Source organism: Pseudomonas sp. MWU12-2345, assembly GCF_023242385.1.
In the GTDB taxonomy this organism is placed as follows: domain Bacteria; phylum Pseudomonadota; class Gammaproteobacteria; order Pseudomonadales; family Pseudomonadaceae; genus Aquipseudomonas; species Aquipseudomonas gingeri_D.
On the sequence record NZ_JALLJA010000008.1, the window covers coordinates 41,311 to 57,771 of the forward strand.

At 58.1% G+C, this 16,461-nt stretch carries 17 protein-coding genes, 1 tRNA gene and 2 pseudogenes; 9 read left to right on the top strand and 11 right to left on the bottom strand.

Translation table 11 applies throughout. The features are described from left to right. Positions 1–56: 56 nt before the first annotated feature. The 3 genes from M5C71_RS17060 to M5C71_RS33755 form a co-directional block, all read right to left on the bottom strand. Positions 57–428, bottom strand: coding sequence for a VOC family protein (locus M5C71_RS17060; RefSeq protein WP_103497532.1), 372 nt, complete (start codon positions 426–428; stop codon positions 57–59). 104 nt (positions 429–532) lie between these two features. Further along, positions 533–1,195, bottom strand: a complete 663-nt coding sequence (locus tag M5C71_RS17065; RefSeq protein WP_306110044.1) for a YafY family protein — start codon at positions 1,193–1,195, stop codon at positions 533–535. 92 nt (positions 1,196–1,287) lie between these two features. Continuing rightward, positions 1,288–1,509: a hypothetical protein gene (locus M5C71_RS33755; RefSeq protein ID WP_349294015.1), complete on the bottom strand. Its 222-nt coding sequence runs from the start codon at positions 1,507–1,509 to the stop codon at positions 1,288–1,290. A gap of 229 nt (positions 1,510–1,738) precedes the next feature. On the opposite strand from M5C71_RS33755, the gene M5C71_RS17075 reads away from it, so the two are divergent. Then, positions 1,739–2,074 carry a hypothetical protein gene (locus M5C71_RS17075; RefSeq protein WP_103497530.1) on the top strand — a complete coding sequence of 112 codons (336 nt, stop codon included), beginning with the start codon at positions 1,739–1,741 and terminating at the stop codon, positions 2,072–2,074. 453 nt (positions 2,075–2,527) lie between these two features. Then, positions 2,528–2,833 carry a hypothetical protein gene (locus tag M5C71_RS17080; RefSeq protein ID WP_247263316.1) on the top strand — a complete coding sequence of 102 codons (306 nt, stop codon included), beginning with the start codon at positions 2,528–2,530 and terminating at the stop codon, positions 2,831–2,833. A 103-nt stretch (positions 2,834–2,936) separates the two neighbouring features. Here the strand turns inward: M5C71_RS17080 and M5C71_RS17085 are convergent, their stop codons facing one another. The 4 genes and pseudogenes from M5C71_RS17085 to M5C71_RS17100 all read right to left on the bottom strand — a co-directional run bounded on the left by M5C71_RS17085 (position 2,937) and on the right by M5C71_RS17100 (position 5,941). Then, positions 2,937–3,200, bottom strand: coding sequence for a hypothetical protein (locus M5C71_RS17085; protein WP_248768343.1), 264 nt, complete (start codon positions 3,198–3,200; stop codon positions 2,937–2,939). Between the two features lie 531 nt (positions 3,201–3,731). Continuing rightward, a pseudogene (locus M5C71_RS17090) lies at positions 3,732–4,568 on the bottom strand (AMP-binding protein); the annotation flags it as partial. 2 nt (positions 4,569–4,570) lie between these two features. Next, positions 4,571–4,882: a hypothetical protein gene (locus tag M5C71_RS17095; protein WP_248768344.1), complete on the bottom strand. Its 312-nt coding sequence runs from the start codon at positions 4,880–4,882 to the stop codon at positions 4,571–4,573. Between the two features lie 717 nt (positions 4,883–5,599). Beyond that, complete coding sequence (locus M5C71_RS17100; protein ID WP_248768345.1) at positions 5,600–5,941, bottom strand: hypothetical protein; 342 nt, start codon at positions 5,939–5,941, stop codon at positions 5,600–5,602. Between the two features lie 434 nt (positions 5,942–6,375). On the opposite strand from M5C71_RS17100, the gene M5C71_RS17105 reads away from it, so the two are divergent. Both M5C71_RS17105 and M5C71_RS17110 read left to right on the top strand, forming a co-directional pair. After that, positions 6,376–6,705: a hypothetical protein gene (locus M5C71_RS17105; RefSeq protein ID WP_103496931.1), complete on the top strand. Its 330-nt coding sequence runs from the start codon at positions 6,376–6,378 to the stop codon at positions 6,703–6,705. After that, positions 6,698–7,030, top strand: a complete 333-nt coding sequence (locus M5C71_RS17110) for a hypothetical protein (protein WP_248768346.1) — start codon at positions 6,698–6,700, stop codon at positions 7,028–7,030. Before M5C71_RS17105 ends, M5C71_RS17110 begins: the two co-directional genes overlap by 8 nt. Before the next feature lie 335 nt (positions 7,031–7,365). Here M5C71_RS17110 and M5C71_RS17115 read toward each other — a convergent pair whose 3' ends face one another. Next, positions 7,366–8,211, bottom strand: a complete 846-nt coding sequence (locus tag M5C71_RS17115) for a LysR family transcriptional regulator (RefSeq protein ID WP_248768347.1) — start codon at positions 8,209–8,211, stop codon at positions 7,366–7,368. Positions 8,212–8,270: 59 nt separating this feature from the next. Between M5C71_RS17115 and M5C71_RS17120 the strand changes: the two are divergent. Beyond that, positions 8,271–8,402: pseudogene (locus M5C71_RS17120) on the top strand (AraC family transcriptional regulator); the annotation flags it as partial. A gap of 97 nt (positions 8,403–8,499) precedes the next feature. On the opposite strand, the gene M5C71_RS17125 reads toward M5C71_RS17120, so the two are convergent. Beyond that, positions 8,500–8,576: transfer RNA gene (locus tag M5C71_RS17125), tRNA-Met, on the bottom strand. Positions 8,577–8,691: 115 nt separating this feature from the next. Continuing rightward, the gene (locus M5C71_RS17130; RefSeq protein WP_248746741.1) at positions 8,692–10,749 is read right to left on the bottom strand and encodes a methyl-accepting chemotaxis protein; all 2,058 of its coding nucleotides are present in this window, start codon (positions 10,747–10,749) and stop codon (positions 8,692–8,694) included. Between the two features lie 321 nt (positions 10,750–11,070). Between M5C71_RS17130 and M5C71_RS17135 the strand changes: the two genes are divergently transcribed. After that, positions 11,071–12,288 carry an MFS transporter gene (locus tag M5C71_RS17135; RefSeq protein ID WP_103496906.1) on the top strand — a complete coding sequence of 406 codons (1,218 nt, stop codon included), beginning with the start codon at positions 11,071–11,073 and terminating at the stop codon, positions 12,286–12,288. Between the two features lie 61 nt (positions 12,289–12,349). Here the strand turns inward: M5C71_RS17135 and M5C71_RS17140 are convergent, their stop codons facing one another. Beyond that, complete coding sequence (locus M5C71_RS17140; RefSeq protein WP_247263320.1) at positions 12,350–12,697, bottom strand: hypothetical protein; 348 nt, start codon at positions 12,695–12,697, stop codon at positions 12,350–12,352. On the opposite strand from M5C71_RS17140, the gene M5C71_RS17145 reads away from it, so the two are divergent. From M5C71_RS17145 to M5C71_RS17155, 3 genes are all read left to right on the top strand, one after another. Beyond that, positions 12,581–14,440 (top strand): methyl-accepting chemotaxis protein, encoded by a 1,860-nt coding sequence (locus M5C71_RS17145; RefSeq protein WP_247263317.1) that lies wholly within the window; start codon positions 12,581–12,583, stop codon positions 14,438–14,440. The genes M5C71_RS17140 and M5C71_RS17145 overlap by 117 nt on opposite strands. A gap of 137 nt (positions 14,441–14,577) precedes the next feature. Beyond that, on the top strand, positions 14,578–15,630 hold the full coding sequence (locus tag M5C71_RS17150) for a GGDEF domain-containing protein (RefSeq protein ID WP_248746742.1): 1,053 nt from the start codon (positions 14,578–14,580) through the stop codon (positions 15,628–15,630). Between the two features lie 387 nt (positions 15,631–16,017). Beyond that, positions 16,018–16,461 (top strand): DUF3592 domain-containing protein, encoded by a 444-nt coding sequence (locus M5C71_RS17155; protein ID WP_248768348.1) that lies wholly within the window; start codon positions 16,018–16,020, stop codon positions 16,459–16,461.

Genomic DNA, 16,461 nt, shown 5'->3' on the forward strand with positions numbered 1-16,461 from the left:
CGACACTGCGGGTGAGTGGGATTGCCGACCTGGGTAGGTGCTCGCCTGGCCCGCCACTAGGCGTCCGACGAAGCGAACACACGCAGTCGATGACCGTCCGGATCAAGGGCGACAAAGGTATAGCCGAAATCCATCTCTACCGGTGTCTGGAGAATGCTCAGCCCCTTGGCGAGCCACGCTTGATAGGTTGACTCAACCAGCGATTTTTCCGCGACGGAGAACGCCACTTCTCCTGCAACCCCGATGTCGGCGACCCGTGGTTCCACCGTGTGCTTCGACCAAAGACCCAACATGACCCCGGAGCCCAAGGCGAACATCGCAAACGTGGCCGAAGCCTCTATCGCCGCGCTACCGAACAAATCGGCGTAGAAGCGGGCGCTGGCTTCCGGGCTGTCGACATACAAGATGAAAAAATTGGGCTTGATCATTGAAGGGCTCCTGGCCTGGGATGGAAGTGGTGCTATCAGCACAGTGCTGGCTGGCGCTTTCTATCCTACGCAGGCCCCTACCCATTTTTGTCAGCAGTCATCGCCTATTGGGGCCTGATTCCTTCCTGTAGACGCCAAGCCTTCAGCAGTGCCTGGCGTCGGCGCGGATATCGCTCCTGGGCCACCTTGAATTCGGTTATCCGGTCACTGCGGAAATGCCGAAAGCCCTCACGCAGTTCGCACCAGGCCACCAGTACGCGGGCTTCATCAAAATAACCCAGAGCAAACGGCCAGATGATTCGGCAGGACTGTTCGCCTTTCAAGTCCTGGTAGACGATGTCCACTTTCAGTTCTGCCCTGATCGCCTGGCGAATCAGCGGCTGCACAATGTCTACCGGCAACGGCGAGGTGCTGGGCCCGATGAGTAGCGCAGAGGCGTCCAGTTCGTCCCTCAGGCCCGATGGAAGGACCGCCGAAATTTTATCCAGGGCATTACGGGCTGCCCGACCCAGGCGTTCATCTGCACGCTCGACTACCCAGCGCGAACCCAGGACGAGGGCCTCTATCTCCTCCTCTGAAAACATCAGTGGCGGAAGTAGAAAGCCGGGGTGCAGCACAAACCCCAGTCCGGCTACCCCCTCGATATTTGCGCCTTGTTCCTTCAAGGTCCCGATGTCCCTGTAGAGGCTGCGCAAGGTGATGCCAAGCTCCTGGGCCAGCACTGCACCGGCCACCGGAAAGCGGTGGCACCGTAAAATCTGGATCAAGGCCAGGAGACGTTGGGAGCGCGACATTGAGGTGAGTTCAAAAAAGGTGATGCTTGAGAGAATTTCATATCAGAGAAGGCACTACAACCACCCTAGGTGGTGACCCATGCGCAGCTCGAACTCAAGGCCCAGTCCGGCGGCGCGTTCGCCCGGGCCTGACCGTCGAACGAGGCGATTCGTCTGGCAAGCCGGTCGACGAAACCATCCAGCTCGACATCCGGTAACGCACGATTGAGCCAGCCATAGCGTTCCGCCGTCAGCGCATCGAAGTCGTCGCCGCCGGGTATGGTTTTATATACATATAAACGTGTCAAAAGTTGAGACGGGGAGGGCGGAAGCCATTCATTTGCGGGCTTATTTTCGTATTCATGGAACTGCCCAAAGCAGGTGTTTAATTCGGTTTCGATGTTAAGTGACGAACGGGGTACAAACTTTACCTAGTCTTTACTTTGGCGCGTTGCGAATTCATCAAAAAGAACTGTCTGAAAGGTATGCCCGGGGATATTATTAAATCCGGTTCGGTGCAAATGCAGAGGACTTATCATGATTAGTCGACTCTCAAAAATGAAAGTAGCTGTCTTGCTTGTTGGCGTACTCGCCATTGCAGGGCAGGCTGATGCCCGGGGTGGGTACGGTTACGGCCACTATGGCTACGGCCACGGTTACGGCTGGGGTTGGGGCGGTCCGGCCCTGTTGGGTGCGGTGGTCGGCGGGCTCGTAGTGGGCTCGGTTGTCGCCAACTCCCAACCGGTTTACGTTCAACAGCCGGTTTACGTCCAGCCGCAGCCTGTGTATATCCAGCAACCGCCGCCGGTCTACTACCAGGCACCGCCTCCGGGCTACTACTACGCGCCACAACCGGTTCCGGCGCCCCGTTAAGTGCTCGTTGGTCACCGTGATGTTCTGAGTGATGCAGGTCCCACCTGAAAACGGGACCTGTTTGTTTGCGCGGCCAAAAGGCAGGACCCGGCTGACACCCTTGCGCCGTCGAGGCGTGGTCAAAATGGCGGGTGCGAGGGTGCAGGCATACTGCTATCGCCGTGCTGCATTTAATATGTCACGCTGTTTTTTATATCATGTATCGTTTTATATACACAAAAAATGGCTGGAAGTTGGCGTTGGATCGGTGAGTTCAATCCATTTATGAGGGTGTTTCTGCATTTTTGGAACTGTCGGGCGGCGGGGGAAAGTTGAAGGTAACAAATGGGATACAGGATTTACCAAGTCTTTACTTTGGCGCGTGACGTATTCCCCAGGAAAAACGGTCTGATCAGTAGTCCCGGAGCATTTATTAAAATAGCCGGTTTGATGTAGAAAAGAGGATTTACCATGATGACTCCGCTCTCAAGAGCAAAAATAGCCGTCGTGCTCCTGGGCGTGCTCGCCGTCGCGGGACAGGCTGAGGCCCGTGGTGGGTATGGTTTGGGGGCGGCCTTACTGGGTGGTGTGGTCGGCGCCGCGGTAGTGGGGACGGTCGTCGCCAACTCCCAGCCACCGGTTTACGTTCAACAGCCGGTCTACGTCCAGCCGCAGCCGGTGTACGTCCAGCAGCCGCAGCCGGTTTACTACCAGGCACCGCCACCCCCTCCGCCGCCGGGCTACTACTACCAGCCACAACCGGTTCCGATGCAACAATAGGGGCTCGTGGCTCATGGCCACTGGCGTGATGACTCGGATTGCGCTGTATAACGACAAACCCCGCCGAAGCGGGGTTTGTTGTTTTGACGGGCTTGAGCAGCGCTTAGGCGGTGACGCTGATGGTCTCGCCGATGCTCTGCCCGCTGCCGCTTACAGACGGTTTGGCCGAAGCGGTTGTGCTTTCGCTGTCGCTGCTGGTGCTGCTTTGTGCGGCGTGGCGGTGATGGTGCTTATGGGTTGCCGCGGTGCTGGCGGTGGTGCTGGTGGTCGCGGATTGCGTAGCGGCCTGGTTCGCAGCGGTTGTCGCGGCCTGGGTGGTGGCGGTGGTGGGGGTTGAAATCGAAGCTGAGATTGCACCGATAGACATCGTGACCTCCGGAATACTGGGAAAGCCTGCGTGAGTCGGAACGAGAGGCGCAGGTAGTCATTTGTAGTCTCTGAATTATTTGACCATTCAGAGGGGCCGGCTGCGGGAAAGTCCCGAAGCTGATCAGAGGTTAACACCACTACTTTGTCGGCTTTATCAGCGTAATGTCGGGTCTGTGTGGGGGTTTTTGTACACTGTTTAACTTGCTTTTGATCCTGCGTGCAGGTGCAAGCGAACATGAGTGAGTAGGCGGCCCGACATTGTGTGTCAGTGAGCGTTCAAGTTTCCTGAACGAGAAGTATGGCCCTTGTTATAACGGTCGTTATGTTCACGTAAGTCCTCCCTCCATGTGGCAATGACGATCTGTACCAGCCCCAGTTGGATGAACTGCTGTAGGGTCGATCCCGCCGAAGGTTCGGCTATCTGCGAAAACGTTCTTCAGGGAACACTTGCGTCATTGGCGCTCACCTTCAACCACAGGCTCAGCTCCGTCTTGAGGAGCTCGCCGTAGTTGTTCCTGAGCAGTACGTTGCGCAGATCTATCGGGTAGATGGGCGCGTCGCCATAGATGATTGTCTTGATTCCCTTGCCGTCGTAGCCTTGGCGGCGGGCCTGTTCGACCATGTCTGTGAACATGGCGGGAGCCACGAACAACGTGATATTGCCGAACCTGCTCGCCAGTTCGAACAGCTCGTCGGCCTTGAAGTCGCGAGACTCCGGGACGACATGGCGAGCGCCCCGACGCACATGGATCAGGCTGTAGAGTCCGGCGCAGTGAGACATTGTCGCGGCATACACCATGGCGTCGATCGGATCGACATCGGGCGTACAGTCTTGCGACATGGCCGTCATGTCACCGTGGCTCAGCATCACCCCCTGGGAGTGATCAGTGGGGCTGCAGGTGTAGAATAACCAGGCCACGTCATTGGCCTGACGCGGACAAGGCGTGTCCGGTGGCGAAGTGATTGATGTGAGTGCTCCCATGTCCTCTCGATCCAGCTCTCGACACTCCTGGGGCAGGGCTCCGGGCGCGAACACCTGGCCGCCATCGGTGAAAATCAGCCGAGACTGCGAGTTGCGCACGATCCAGCCGACTTCGACTGGGTGCAGCTTGCAGTTGATCGGCACCGCCACGGCACCGGCCCACCAGATGGCGTAGAGCAGTTCGAGGTATTCGCAACAGTTCTTCATGGACAGCGCGACACGGTCGCCGGGGGCAATGCCGTGCTCGTCGATCAGATACGCAGCTCGGTGCCGGACCAGAGCGACAAAGTCGCCATAGTTGGCGACTTGCTGCCGGCCCTCGAACAAGGCCGGATGCTTCGGGTAGCGAAGGCCGGCTTGGTCCAGCCAGTTGGCGATATTCATGCTCAGCACCTGTATGTCTGAAGGACCGAGGCAAAGTTGGCGACCGCTATCGCGAGCACTTTGGGATGACTGTCCAGGCTGAGGTAGCCGTATCGGGTGTAATCGATCACCTCCCTTGCGCGGGTGGCAATCTCGATGCGTAGGTTCTCGAAAACTCTGCAAGACACGCCCATCAGGCTTTTTTCATAAGCGCCGTCGAAATGTGGAGTGCTTATTTCAGCCATTCTCGACGCATTTCGTGCTTTCAGTTGTGAGGCTTTATTATCCTGGCGGTTGTCGAATTCAGCTGTTTTGTTCACGGCGAGCTCATCCATTGAGTGGGCGTTTTCAAAAGAACGGTGGTTGAAAGCGACGCTAGCGGGCTCATAACTTGATTTGTTTAAAGTATTTGAGTGCTTATAGACAGTGATAAATTCGCCATTATTTATTGGCTTGTTGGTGTTTTGTTAGAGAGTGGTCAATATCCATGACGTGATATTTTTTACCGTTTTTACCGAAAAACTAAGATCCAGACCGTTGTTTTTTTCACCGTACAACTAATCAGATGGTCATCTGTATGGTGGTTTTTTTTGAAATCTGTACCAAATTCTTTATTCGGTTCCTTCAATCTACACAGATAGGACGGTTGCCTCGCTAGACAGGCGCTTCGTGAACAGATAAACACAGTAACGCTTCACCACGCCGAACACCGCCACGATCCGTGTCAGCGCGGTGTCGGTGCTGGTTTTTTGTGCGGGGAATTCGATAATCTAAATAATCAGGAAACAGGCGGCCAACTCATTTAAATAGATAAATCAATTAGACAAATAGGCCGCTAGCGCATGCTTTGCGCGATCTGCCTTGGGCTTAGCCATGCCATATCCTTGCGGCGACGTTGGGCGCTGGCTGGCAAGGAATACGTTTTTCAGGGACAAGGTCAAAGCCCCAGAGCATTACGGGCGCCCTGGGCTTTTTGTGGGGCTAATAGCAAGGGCTTTTGGATGGCAAAAAGGAGAGGGCATTTAGCCAGGCTCCCCCATCGCACTGCTCTGTCAGCCCGGCACGGCTATTTCTTCAATCACAGAGTCTACCTGCCGCTGTGCCAGCTCGATCAGATGCACGATACCCATCGCCACCTTGCGGTTGGCACCTGTGAGGTTGTCAGCATTTTCATAGGCGGTGGCGGCAGCGGAGTCGAGGATCGAGCTGGCGTTGACCAGGGCGTCTTCGCGGCTTTGGGAGGTGGCCGGGCATTTGTGCGGTGCTATCGAACCGGGAGACCTTGGTGCGTGGCCTTCTGGCTGTATGTAGTGAGCCAGGGCGCGGTCGACAGCTTGTGGGTCGATGGTTTCCATGCCGAATGAGGCGGGTGGATTGGGCGTTACCTTGAACATGATGAATCTCCAATCAAATCGGTTGGAGCCGACACCATCGCTGCTAAACGATTTTGGGGTGGCAGCTGTACGCAGGTTAGCAGACCGGTCGATTGGAGAACCCGGCGCACCCGAAGGTGCCCTGCGCACAGCCACCATAAAAGGCAGGCAATAAAAAGCGCCTGACTAAAGGGGGCGCTGTGCGCCAATCGAATCCGAGCTGCTAAACCCGATCACTGCATTTGGCAGTGACGACTCAAGGCTAGCCAGCGAAATCGGCAGGCGCAACAGGTCGGAAGTTTCTAGGAAATTTCAGACGATGAAAAGAGATGTGTCTTGCAGGTCGAGGAAAAGCGCCGGGGGATAGAGTAAGAGCGCTTGGTTGGATGAGGGCTATCCGTCCAGTCATTGCGGTGAAGTGGTCAAAAATCAGGCGATTTACTGAGGAGTGAAGGTTGGAAGACAACGACTCTATACCAAAGGAATGGCGGATCACGTTGAACCAATTCATAAGCTTTCTGGTAAAGGTTGGCCGCTCAAGCTCTTGTCCGGTATGCCCCCACGATGGAGAGTGGAATTTCTATATCGACAAGTCCCTGGGAATGGGCGTTGAGTCCTGCATGATGATCACCAGGATGGATGGGATGTCACCAGAGGATTTGTTTTCTGAGCGAGTGGCGCATCCAACATTCTCGATGGAGTGCCCAAGCTGCGGCTACATGGCTTACACCAGCGTTAAAAAAGTTGTGGAGGGCTTGTCTGCCATGGAGAAAGAAAATGGGTGATGTCGTTTCTGGTCGCTGGGATGACAAGAAAGAGGGTTCGAGCAATACTGGTGGTGAGGAACCGCCTGGAGATCACCCCATGGAAGCGCGCGTAGCCGCACTGGAGAAAGCAATCCCTGAGATCAGGGAACGGTTTGCTCGCGTCGAGACAAAACTCGACAACGTTGAGAAAAACATGGCAACCAAGTCGGATGTGGAGGCTCTGCGCGGCTCAATCTCTACTGACGTTCAAAAAGTCGTCAGTGACTTGACTTGGCGCTTCGTACAAATCTCAGCTGTTCTCGCGGGGCTTGCCTTCACTGCAGCAAAATTCATTCACCCATAAATCCTGAACCTTGCCAAGCCAGGCCCCGTTCCGGGCCTTTTGTTTTTGCCTTCCTTGCTCATCACTTTTCTCCAGGCATAAAAAACGGCCTACCTTTCGGTAAGTCGTTTTTAGTACTTGGTTATCACTGAAATAGCCCGCGACGTCTGTTTCACGCACTATCCCCCTCCCCATACTGCTGCTTCTGGAGCCCACCAAGGAAGCCAATATGGAACAGTATCGAATGCGGTCGCTCATGATCGTACTTGTACATCTCGCGGCATTCGTCCTCGTCAGCCTGGGTTTGCTGAGCCTGACGATGATGATGGCCTTGACTGGGCGCTTATTCTTCTAGCTCAACCATTTGAAATGTCTGCGCTCAAAGTACTGATCAGCGCTTGCGCCTGGGCGTCGCGCTGCGCGGTGTAGAGCACGATTTCGCGAGAGGGCAGGGGCGGCAGGTCGATCCGCTGTGCCGCGTCGACGCAGCCGTTTGGAGCCATGCGCCCGACCATCGCGCCTATTCCGATGCCGGCGGCGACGGCTGCGCCGATGGCCAGAATCCCGCTGCCGACAAAGACCTCTTCCCAAGGGCGATTCTGTGTTTGTAGCACCGCCATCACCATGCACCGCATGCCACAGGGCGCCGGTTGTATCGCCAGGGGTAAAGGTGCTCCGGGCGGCAGTTCGAAGTCGCGTGCAGCCATCCAGCTAAATCGTGCCGCGCCAATCACCTCACCGTCCTGGCGTCGGTTGTCGTGCCTCAGGATCAAGGCCACATCCAGCTTGCCCTGCTCGTAGTTCTCCAGCATGTCCCGGGAAGTGCCCAGGCTGAAGGCGACGATAACCTCCGGGTCGGTGTTCGCCATACGTCGCAGCCATAGGGTGAGATCGGCCCCGACAATGTGATGGCTGACGCCGACCCGCAGGGTGCGTTTCTGCTTGCCGAAGCAGTTCAGCGCTTGCTGGTAGTTATCCAGCAAATGCCGTGCGCTGGCCAAGAAAGTCTGCCCATGGGCAGATAGCGTTACCCGCCGCGGCGTGCGTTCCAGCAGCTTGCGCCCCAGGGTTTCTTCCAGCCGCTTTATCTTCAGGCTGATAGCTGCCTGGGTGCCGCCTATAACATCAGCGGCGCGGGTGAAGCTCTTGAGCTCCGCGACCAGGACAAACGCCTGGATAGCGTCGATGTCGGGCATTTTCATGGTTGAACTGGAGGTCCTGTCTCGAAGGTAATAAAGTTACCATGGCCAGTGACACCTGTACCGAAGCCGGCTTTCGCTACCGTATGATTTACCTCGAGTCGGCGCTTATCCAGTCAGTCTTGGGCGGCAAATCCCTGCCATTTATCCCGGGCGGGCTTTCCAGGGACGCACGGCTTTTTCAGGCCGCCGAGACCTGCCTTTTTGAGATCGGGAGCGGCTTGCCCGGCCTGGCACTTTTCTCCAGGCATAAAAAAACGGCCTACCTTTCGGTAAGCCGTTTTTAGTACTTGGTGGCTACACAGGGACTTGAACCCCGGACCCCAGCATTATGAATGCTATGCTCTAACCAACTGAGCTATGTAGCCAAGTGGCGCGCATTATTCGCCGGTAACGCTATTGTGTCAAGCAAATATCTGAAAATTTTCTCTGCGCTATCAACCGGTTAAGGCCCGACGGTGAAAACCGCGGGCCAACGCCGTCTCAACTCAGGCGGAAACGCCCGGTATTGTCGCTCAGAGCCTTGCTGCCTTCGCTCAGGCTGTCCGCCGCGCGGTTAACCGCGCGAGCCCCTTCCAGCAGCCGTACGGCCGCCTGGTCGATTTGCTGGATATTGCCGCTGACCTCATCCGCCGTGCTCGCCTGTTCGTCCACCGCCGTGGCGATCTGCGCCAGGGTGTCGGTGACGGTCTGCACCGCGCCGGCGATTTCCACCAGGCGCTGACCCAGTCCGGTCACCGATTGGGCGTCGGTCTCGGCCTGGATACAGGCCGCTTCCATCAAGGTCACCGCCTGGCTGACCGTGGAGCGCAGGCTGTCGACGGTGCTGGCGATCTGCGCGGTGGACGATTGCGTGCGCTGCGACAGGCTGCGCACCTCATCCGCCACCACCGCAAAGCCCCGCCCTTGCTCGCCGGCCCGCGCCGCTTCGATAGCGGCGTTCAGGGCCAGCAGGTTGGTCTGTTCGGCCACGCCACGAATGGTGTCGACCACCAGCTGGATCTGCTGGCCCTGCTCGCTGACCCGGCCCAATGCGGCTGCCGTTTCGTTGAGGCGTTGATTCAACTGCTGGATGCTGGCGGTGGTGCGCTGGCTGTCGCGGCTGCTTTCCGAGGCAATGCGCTGGGTGTTCTGGGCACTGCCGGAAGCCTGTTCGCAACTCTGCGCCACGCCCTGGGAGGTGGCCGCCAGTTGGGTGGCCGCCGCGGCGATCTGGCTGATCTGCGCCTGTTGCGTCTCGACCTCGCTGAGGGCACCGCTGGAGTGGGTGTTGAGGGTGCGCACGGCCGCGCTCAGTTGCAGGGTTTCATGGTCGACCCCCTGCAGGCTGGTACGCAGTTGCACCACGGCGACGTTCAACGCGGTGCTGATGGCCGCGAGTTCGTCACGCCCCTCCACCGGCACTTGCAAGCAGAGGTTGCCGTCGCGCAGGGATTCGGCCAGCAAGGTGATACCGCTGGCACTACGGCGGATCGAGGCTTGCAGGCAGACGAACAGGTACAGCGCTGCCAGCAGCAGGCAACCGAAGATCGCCGCCAACAGGCTGAACTGGCGGATGGCCGCGCCGTGGTAATAGTCCAGGCGACTGTCGAGGGAGGTGAGGCTGTCCTGGCGCAAGCTGGCGAGCTCACCCAGCATTTTGTCCAGGGCCTGTTCGAAGCCATCGGGCTTGAGGGTGATGCTGCCACCGAACATGCCGTCGTCGAGCACCTTGAGGCCCTCGTCCAGGTGCGTCAGGCTGGCATGGTAACGCTCGGCCCAGCTTTTCAGCTCCGCCGGCAGACGGCTTTCCAGCAGGTTGCCGGTCTTGGTCAACTGGTCCCGGGCATCGCCGATACGACTACGCAGGTCCTTCAATTGCAGGCGGCTTTGCAGGCTGAACTGGCCCGAGACCACGGAGGCCTGGCCGACACTGGCCAGCCGGCCGACCCGTTCGATCAGGTCCGGCGCATGCTGGGTGGCGATTTGCGTGAGCAGGTAGGTTTCCATCCAGGGGGCGAGGATCAGGCGACTGTCCATGGCGATTTGTTCGCGCAACGCTTGCAATGCACTCAAGGCGCTGGTGAAACGATCGTAGCCGTCCGGCCACCAGCCGACCTTGCTCAGGCTGGCGGAGTCGAGGCCGCTCAGGGCGGCTTGGAGGATCTGGTAGCGCTTCAGGGTGTCGGCATCGGCACCTTCGTTTTGCAGGGTCTTGCCCAGTGCCTCGACGGCCTGGTCGATCTCCGGTTGGGCCTTGTCCAGTGTTGCCATGGCCGCCAGGGTGGCGGGTGTCGGCTGCCGGTTGGTTTCCGTGGCGCGCCAACGGGCGGCACGATCACGCTGGGCCTCCAGCAGGTTGTCCAGTGAATCGAGGGAGAGCAGTTGATGGACGCCGGCGCGCTCTTCAGTGATCAGTGCCAGCTTGCTGCGATAATCCTGGCCGATCAGGTACAGGCTGCCCATCAGTGGGACGATGAACAACAGGAACAGTACCTGAAACTTGCGGGCGAACCCGAAGTGGCCCAGCAGTCGAATCCCCGGTGATAAAAAAGCGTGCATGGTCGACTACTCCTCAGGGCGCCGCGCACGATTTTGGTGCGATCGTAACGGGTGCCGTCATTAGATACTTCGGAAGTCCGGCTGTGAGGCGGTGTAGGTTAGCCGTTGTAGCGAAACTTCCCATTCTCGGCTCCCTTTGTAAGGGGGCGTGCTGTAAGCACTCAGAGCACGCAAGATTCAGACCAATGGCGTTACGCTATCAGCCATTTCATCGGGAAAAAACCGATTGTTAGCTCTGCAAGTATCTGGCGTGAGTGCACCGAAAAATGGCACATTGCTGCACCTGCAACTGTGCATCCATCCGTGTTACGGAATCACTTCATGGCCCTTTCTGAAACGTCCAGCGCTTCGATCTCGACGGCGACAGCGCCGCAAACCAGCCCGTTGGTGATGCGCGTGATCGGTGCCGTGGCACTGGCGCACCTGATCAACGATCTGATCCAGTCGGTCTTGCCGTCGATCTATCCAATGCTCAAGGCCAACTATGGCCTGACCTTTACCCAGGTCGGGCTGATTACCCTGACCTTCCAGGTGACGGCTTCCTTGTTGCAGCCCTGGGTCGGCTTTTATACCGACCGTCATCCCAAGCCCTTGCTGTTGCCGATGGGGATGATCAGCACGCTGATCGGGATTCTGATGCTGTCCCAGGTCGGCAGTTTCCCGTTGATCCTGCTGGCGTCGGCCTTGATCGGTGTTGGCTCCTCGACCTTCCACCCGGAAGCTTCGCGGGTCGCCCGCCTGGCCTCGGGTGGGCGTTATGGGCTGGCGCAGTCGAGTTTCCAGGTCGGCGGTAATGCCGGTTCCGCCTTTGGCCCGTTGCTGGCGGCGGCGATCATCATTCCGTTCGGCCAGGGCCATATCGCCTGGTTCGGCCTGTTCGCGCTGTTTGCCCTGGGCGTGCTCTACGGGATCAGTCGCTGGTACCGCGCGCACCTGAATCTTTTCAAGCTCAAGCAGGGCCAGAAGGCCACTCACGGGTTGTCGAAGCATCGGGTGATCGGGGCGCTGGTGGTGCTCGGCTTGCTGGTGTTCTCCAAGTATTTCTACATGGCCAGCTTCACCAGCTACTTCACCTTTTACCTGATTGAGAAATTCCAGCTGTCGGTGGCCAGCTCGCAACTGCACCTGTTCCTGTTTCTCGGCGCGGTGGCGGCGGGGACCTTTGCCGGCGGGCCGATTGGCGACAAGATCGGGCGCAAGGCGGTGATCTGGTTCTCGATCCTGGGCGTGGCGCCGTTCACCTTGATGCTGCCCTATGTGGACCTGTTCTGGACCACGGTGCTGAGTGTGGTTATCGGCTTTATCCTGGCGTCGGCCTTCTCGGCCATTGTGGTGTTCGCCCAGGAACTGGTGCCGGGCAATGTCGGGATGATCGCCGGGGTGTTCTTCGGTTTGATGTTCGGCTTTGGCGGGATCGGCGCGGCGTTGCTGGGGCATCTGGCGGATATTCACGGCATCGAGTACGTGTACACGATGTGCTCGTTCCTGCCATTGTTCGGGGTGTTGGCGGTGTTGTTGCCGAAGACCAGAAAAGTTTGAGCCTGAAGGGCCGGATCGCTCGAAAAGGGGCGGCCGGTCTTGGTCAAACGGTAGGTCTTCGCTAACGATTGGTACAATATTTTATATTTTTGTATACGAAAAATCGGCGGATATTGTATCTGGTCATCTGATCCAGGTTGGGTGGCAAATCGCTATTTGCCCGTGTAGTCTGGCCATTCGCACCCCACTTGCGCGGATGGTGATTGTCGTAATGAAAATAAAAAACAAGCTTGTCCTTGCCTTTGTATTGGTCGCCTTTATCCCGGTGAGCCTTGTGGCAGTGATATCGGTGCTGAATATACGGGCTCAGGCCGTCGATCAGTTTATCGACGGCAGCACCCGTGAAATACGCCAGATCGACGGCAATATCCGGCAGTTTTTCGATGGATCTCAGCAGAACGTCGATCAAATGGCGGTTGATCCTGTATACACATCGGTCGACAGCCTGAAGCACTATGAAACCGCGGATGCCGCCAGCCATCCTCTGCCAGCGGCCGCTCGCCAGGTGATCGATGCGTTCGCCCGTTATGGCGCGACCCACCCGGCCGCCGCCATCCTGTCCATCGGCCTGGAAGATGGCAGCTACGCCAAATGGCCGGACGACCCGCAGCTATCGAACTACGACCCGCGTTCGCGCCCCTGGTACAAGGCCGCCATGGCCAGCCCCGGCAAAACGGTGCGAACCCCCGCTTACTACTATGACAAGGACGCGGTGGCGCTGGTCGGCACTGCCCGGGCAATGCTCGATGACGCCGGCAAGGCCAAGGGTGTGTTTGTCGTCAGCGTTTCGCTGAAAAACCTCACCGAGCTGGTCAAAAGCATCAAGCTCGGCGAAAGCGGCTACGTGATGCTGATCGAAGACGGCACCGTGCTGGTCGACCCCCGTGACGCCGCGCACAGCTTCAAGCAGCTCAAGGATCTGGGCGAGCCCTACGCCAAACTGGCCGCCACCGCGCAAGGTTCCACCGAGGTGGAAATCAATGGGGTCAGGTACATGGCCAATGTCTGGACATCCCCCGGCCTGGGTTGGCGTTATGTCGGTTTGATCGAGTACAACGAAGTCATGGGCGCGGCTACGCGCATGACCTATGTGACGGCGGTGATTGTGGTCGTGCTGGTGTTGCTCTTTGCGCTGCTCGCCGCGGCGTTCGCCAGGGTCATCGTCAAGCCGATCGGCCAGGTCAGCACGGGGTTGCAGTCGATTGCCGAGGGCGAGGGCGATCTGCGCCGTGATCTCGAGGTGCAGGGCAAGGACGAAACCGCGGAGCTGGCCGGCTGGTTCAACAAGTTTCTCGCCGCGATACGCCAGTTGATCCAGCGTATCGGCGCCGCTTCGACCAATTTGCAGGACGCCTCGCGGGTCAACAGCGAAGTGGCCGACAACATGAACCAGGCGGCCGGTCGCCAGCGTGAAGCGGTGGAGTTGGTGTCCACGGCTTTCAACGAAATGGTCGCCACCGCCAACGAAGTGGCCCGTTCATGCAGCACGGCCGCCGACTCCGCCGAGAGCGGACACCAGCGTGTGGCCGAGGGCAAACAGCAGATCGAATTGACCACCCAGAACGTCGGCCGCCTGGGCCGGCGCTTGACCGAGTCTTCCCAGGCCATGGTTGAGCTGGAGGAGGGTAGCCGCAATATCAACCAGATTCTCGGCACCATTCGCGCCATCGCCGAGCAGACCAATCTGTTGGCGCTGAACGCGGCGATCGAGGCGGCCAGGGCAGGTGACCAGGGGCGGGGTTTTGCCGTGGTCGCGGATGAGGTCAGGGCCCTGGCCAAGCGCACGTCCGACTCCACCGGGGAAATCGACCAGTTGCTCGGTACGCTCGGCAGCAAGACCCAAGAAGTGTCGCAGAAGATGGAAAGCTGCCTGGACCTGTCGCGCGCCAGTGTGTCCTCGATCGAGAGTGCCCGTGACAGCTTTGAAGGCATCCAGCAGTCGGTGAATGAAATCCGCGATCAGAACCTGCAGATATCGGCAGCGGCGGAAGAGCAGCACAGCGTGGCCGAGGAGATCAATCGGCATATCCAGCAGATCTACGACGAGGCGCGATTGGTCGAAAGCCTGGCCAGTTCCGCACAGGAAGACTCGGGCCGGCTTTCGCACCTCTCGAATGAATTGAACGGCTTGGTGGGGCGCTTCAAATCATAGAGGCAATGTGCCATTTTTGGGCTGGCCGATCCCCGGGCGATTCACTACACTTCAGGCTCTACTTAGCTGTCGGCTATCAGGTAGTCAACCTACATAGGGACCGGGAATCATAACCGGAACCTGAGGTGACAGGTTTGATGTCAGGGACTTCCCCGGAAAACCAGCACAAGAGTTATGCGCGTCCCGAGTTCTGGCAGCTTTCCATGCGTTGCTGCCAGCTGGCTGGTGCCGTGGACGTCGCTTTTCTCTTCATTTTTCTCATGCTGGGTTCACCCATCCTGGCCTGGGTCAACGTGATCAGCGTGGCCATGTATGTCTACGCCTATCGCGCGTTCAGCCAGCGGCGCAATCGGCTGGCGATCCTGCTGATCCGCGCTGAAGTGCTGGTGCACGCAGGGTTGGGAACGGTACTGATTGGCTGGGAAAGCGGCTTCCATTATTTCCTGCTGATGTTCATTCCGCCCCTGTTCGTGACCATGCGTGCCCGTAGCGCCTGGATCCTCGCGGCTTGCCTGTGGGCCTACTATGTGGGGCTGGATGTGCTCATGTGGTACATCCAGCCCCTGCAACCCATTTCCTCCAATGCCCTATTGGGTGTGCACATTTTCAACCTGACCGTGGTGTTCTGCATGTTCAGCTATCTGGCGCTGTTCTATGTGGTCACGGTGACCCGTGCCCACAGGAGCCTGGCGCGGATGGCAACGACAGATTCCTTGACCGGCCTGTTCAACCGCCGGCACATGATTGCGCTGACCGAGAAGGAACTGGCGCGGCACCATCGATGCCCCAGCAACCTGACCTTGATGTTGATGGATATCGACCACTTCAAGCACGTCAATGATCAGTACGGCCACGATATCGGCGACCGGGTGCTTGATGCGGTGAGCCTGGTACTCAAGCACTCAATGCGCGAACAGGATTTTATCGGGCGCTGGGGTGGCGAAGAGTTTCTGGCGGTATTGCCGGAAACCGATCTTGATCAGGCGGCTGTAAGCGCGGAGCGCATACGCAAGGCGATCCAGGCGCTGGTGATTGACAGTGACGGTCATAAAGTCAGCGTGACCCTGTCCATCGGCATTACCCAATATCGGGCCCAGGAGGCGCTGAGTAACGCTATTGCGCGGGCCGATCGCGCGCTCTACGAGGGCAAGTCAGCTGGGCGCAACAGGGTGGAAGTGGCGCTGGCTTGATTGCGCTGTAGGTGCACTCGGCAACTGGTCGATCTCACTTGCACGCATGCTTAACCCTGCAAAGGGCGACCGGCACTGATCCAGTTCTCGGTCTGCTTCATCGTCAGCCGGTAGCGCCACTCTTGAACAACTCCTCGGTGGCGAGCAAGGAGTAACGGTTGCCCTCCAGGCGCGAGTTATAGCTCGTTACGGCTCATTACGGCTCATTACTGTTCAATAAAGCTCATTACAGCTCAGTCAGTCCTGGGATTCTCAATACTTTCCTTGCTTCGGTCAGCACGTCGCAATACTCGAACATGCCTCACCCGTCGTGCTGTACAAAGCACTTCCCGAAGGTTTCTTGCTATCCTGACCATCCTCTTTCATGGACGAATACCGAGAGAAGCCATGGCTAACTCCACCCCGTCACGCCTCGGGAAGATATTGCAGGGTCTGCTCTTTGCCCTGATCGGTATCGTCTTGTTGGGCATTGCCGTCAATCTCACCCTTGATCGACGCGAATTCCTCGCCCACGCACAAACCGCCGATGGCATCGTCAGCCACTTGAATGCCGGTGGTTCACATCCTGAAATTGCCTTCACCGCCAGCGGTGGTGAAAAGATCTCCTACCCCCAGGGCGGGTTTATTTTCGGCTACCAGAAGGATCAGAGGGTACGGGTGTATTACCTGCCCGAGCAGCCGGCCAGTAGCGCCGTTATCGATGACCCGGCCGCACTGTGGGGCACTCCCGGGGTACTGGCTGGTATCGGTCTGGTGTTCATCATTGCCGGCCTGACAAGGGGTATCCGTCAGCGCGGTCGTGGTGCGGTTCATTCACTTAAAGGACTTTGA

What these genes read in the sequence shown, in the direction of transcription:
- M5C71_RS17060 (WP_103497532.1), bottom strand. Translation starts at nt 428, where the DNA reads ATGATCAAGCCCAATTTTTTCATCTTGTATGTCGACAGCCCGGAAGCC.
- M5C71_RS17075 (WP_103497530.1), top strand. Translation starts at nt 1,739, where the DNA reads ATGATTAGTCGACTCTCAAAAATGAAAGTAGCTGTCTTGCTTGTTGGC.
- M5C71_RS17080 (WP_247263316.1), top strand. Translation starts at nt 2,528, where the DNA reads ATGACTCCGCTCTCAAGAGCAAAAATAGCCGTCGTGCTCCTGGGCGTG.
- M5C71_RS17085 (WP_248768343.1), bottom strand. Translation starts at nt 3,200, where the DNA reads ATGTCTATCGGTGCAATCTCAGCTTCGATTTCAACCCCCACCACCGCC.
- M5C71_RS17095 (WP_248768344.1), bottom strand. Translation starts at nt 4,882, where the DNA reads ATGGATGAGCTCGCCGTGAACAAAACAGCTGAATTCGACAACCGCCAG.
- M5C71_RS17100 (WP_248768345.1), bottom strand. Translation starts at nt 5,941, where the DNA reads ATGTTCAAGGTAACGCCCAATCCACCCGCCTCATTCGGCATGGAAACC.
- M5C71_RS17110 (WP_248768346.1), top strand. Translation starts at nt 6,698, where the DNA reads ATGGGTGATGTCGTTTCTGGTCGCTGGGATGACAAGAAAGAGGGTTCG.
- M5C71_RS17115 (WP_248768347.1), bottom strand. Translation starts at nt 8,211, where the DNA reads ATGAAAATGCCCGACATCGACGCTATCCAGGCGTTTGTCCTGGTCGCG.
- M5C71_RS17130 (WP_248746741.1), bottom strand. Translation starts at nt 10,749, where the DNA reads ATGCACGCTTTTTTATCACCGGGGATTCGACTGCTGGGCCACTTCGGG.
- M5C71_RS17135 (WP_103496906.1), top strand. Translation starts at nt 11,071, where the DNA reads ATGGCCCTTTCTGAAACGTCCAGCGCTTCGATCTCGACGGCGACAGCG.
- M5C71_RS17150 (WP_248746742.1), top strand. Translation starts at nt 14,578, where the DNA reads ATGTCAGGGACTTCCCCGGAAAACCAGCACAAGAGTTATGCGCGTCCC.
- M5C71_RS17155 (WP_248768348.1), top strand. Translation starts at nt 16,018, where the DNA reads ATGGCTAACTCCACCCCGTCACGCCTCGGGAAGATATTGCAGGGTCTG.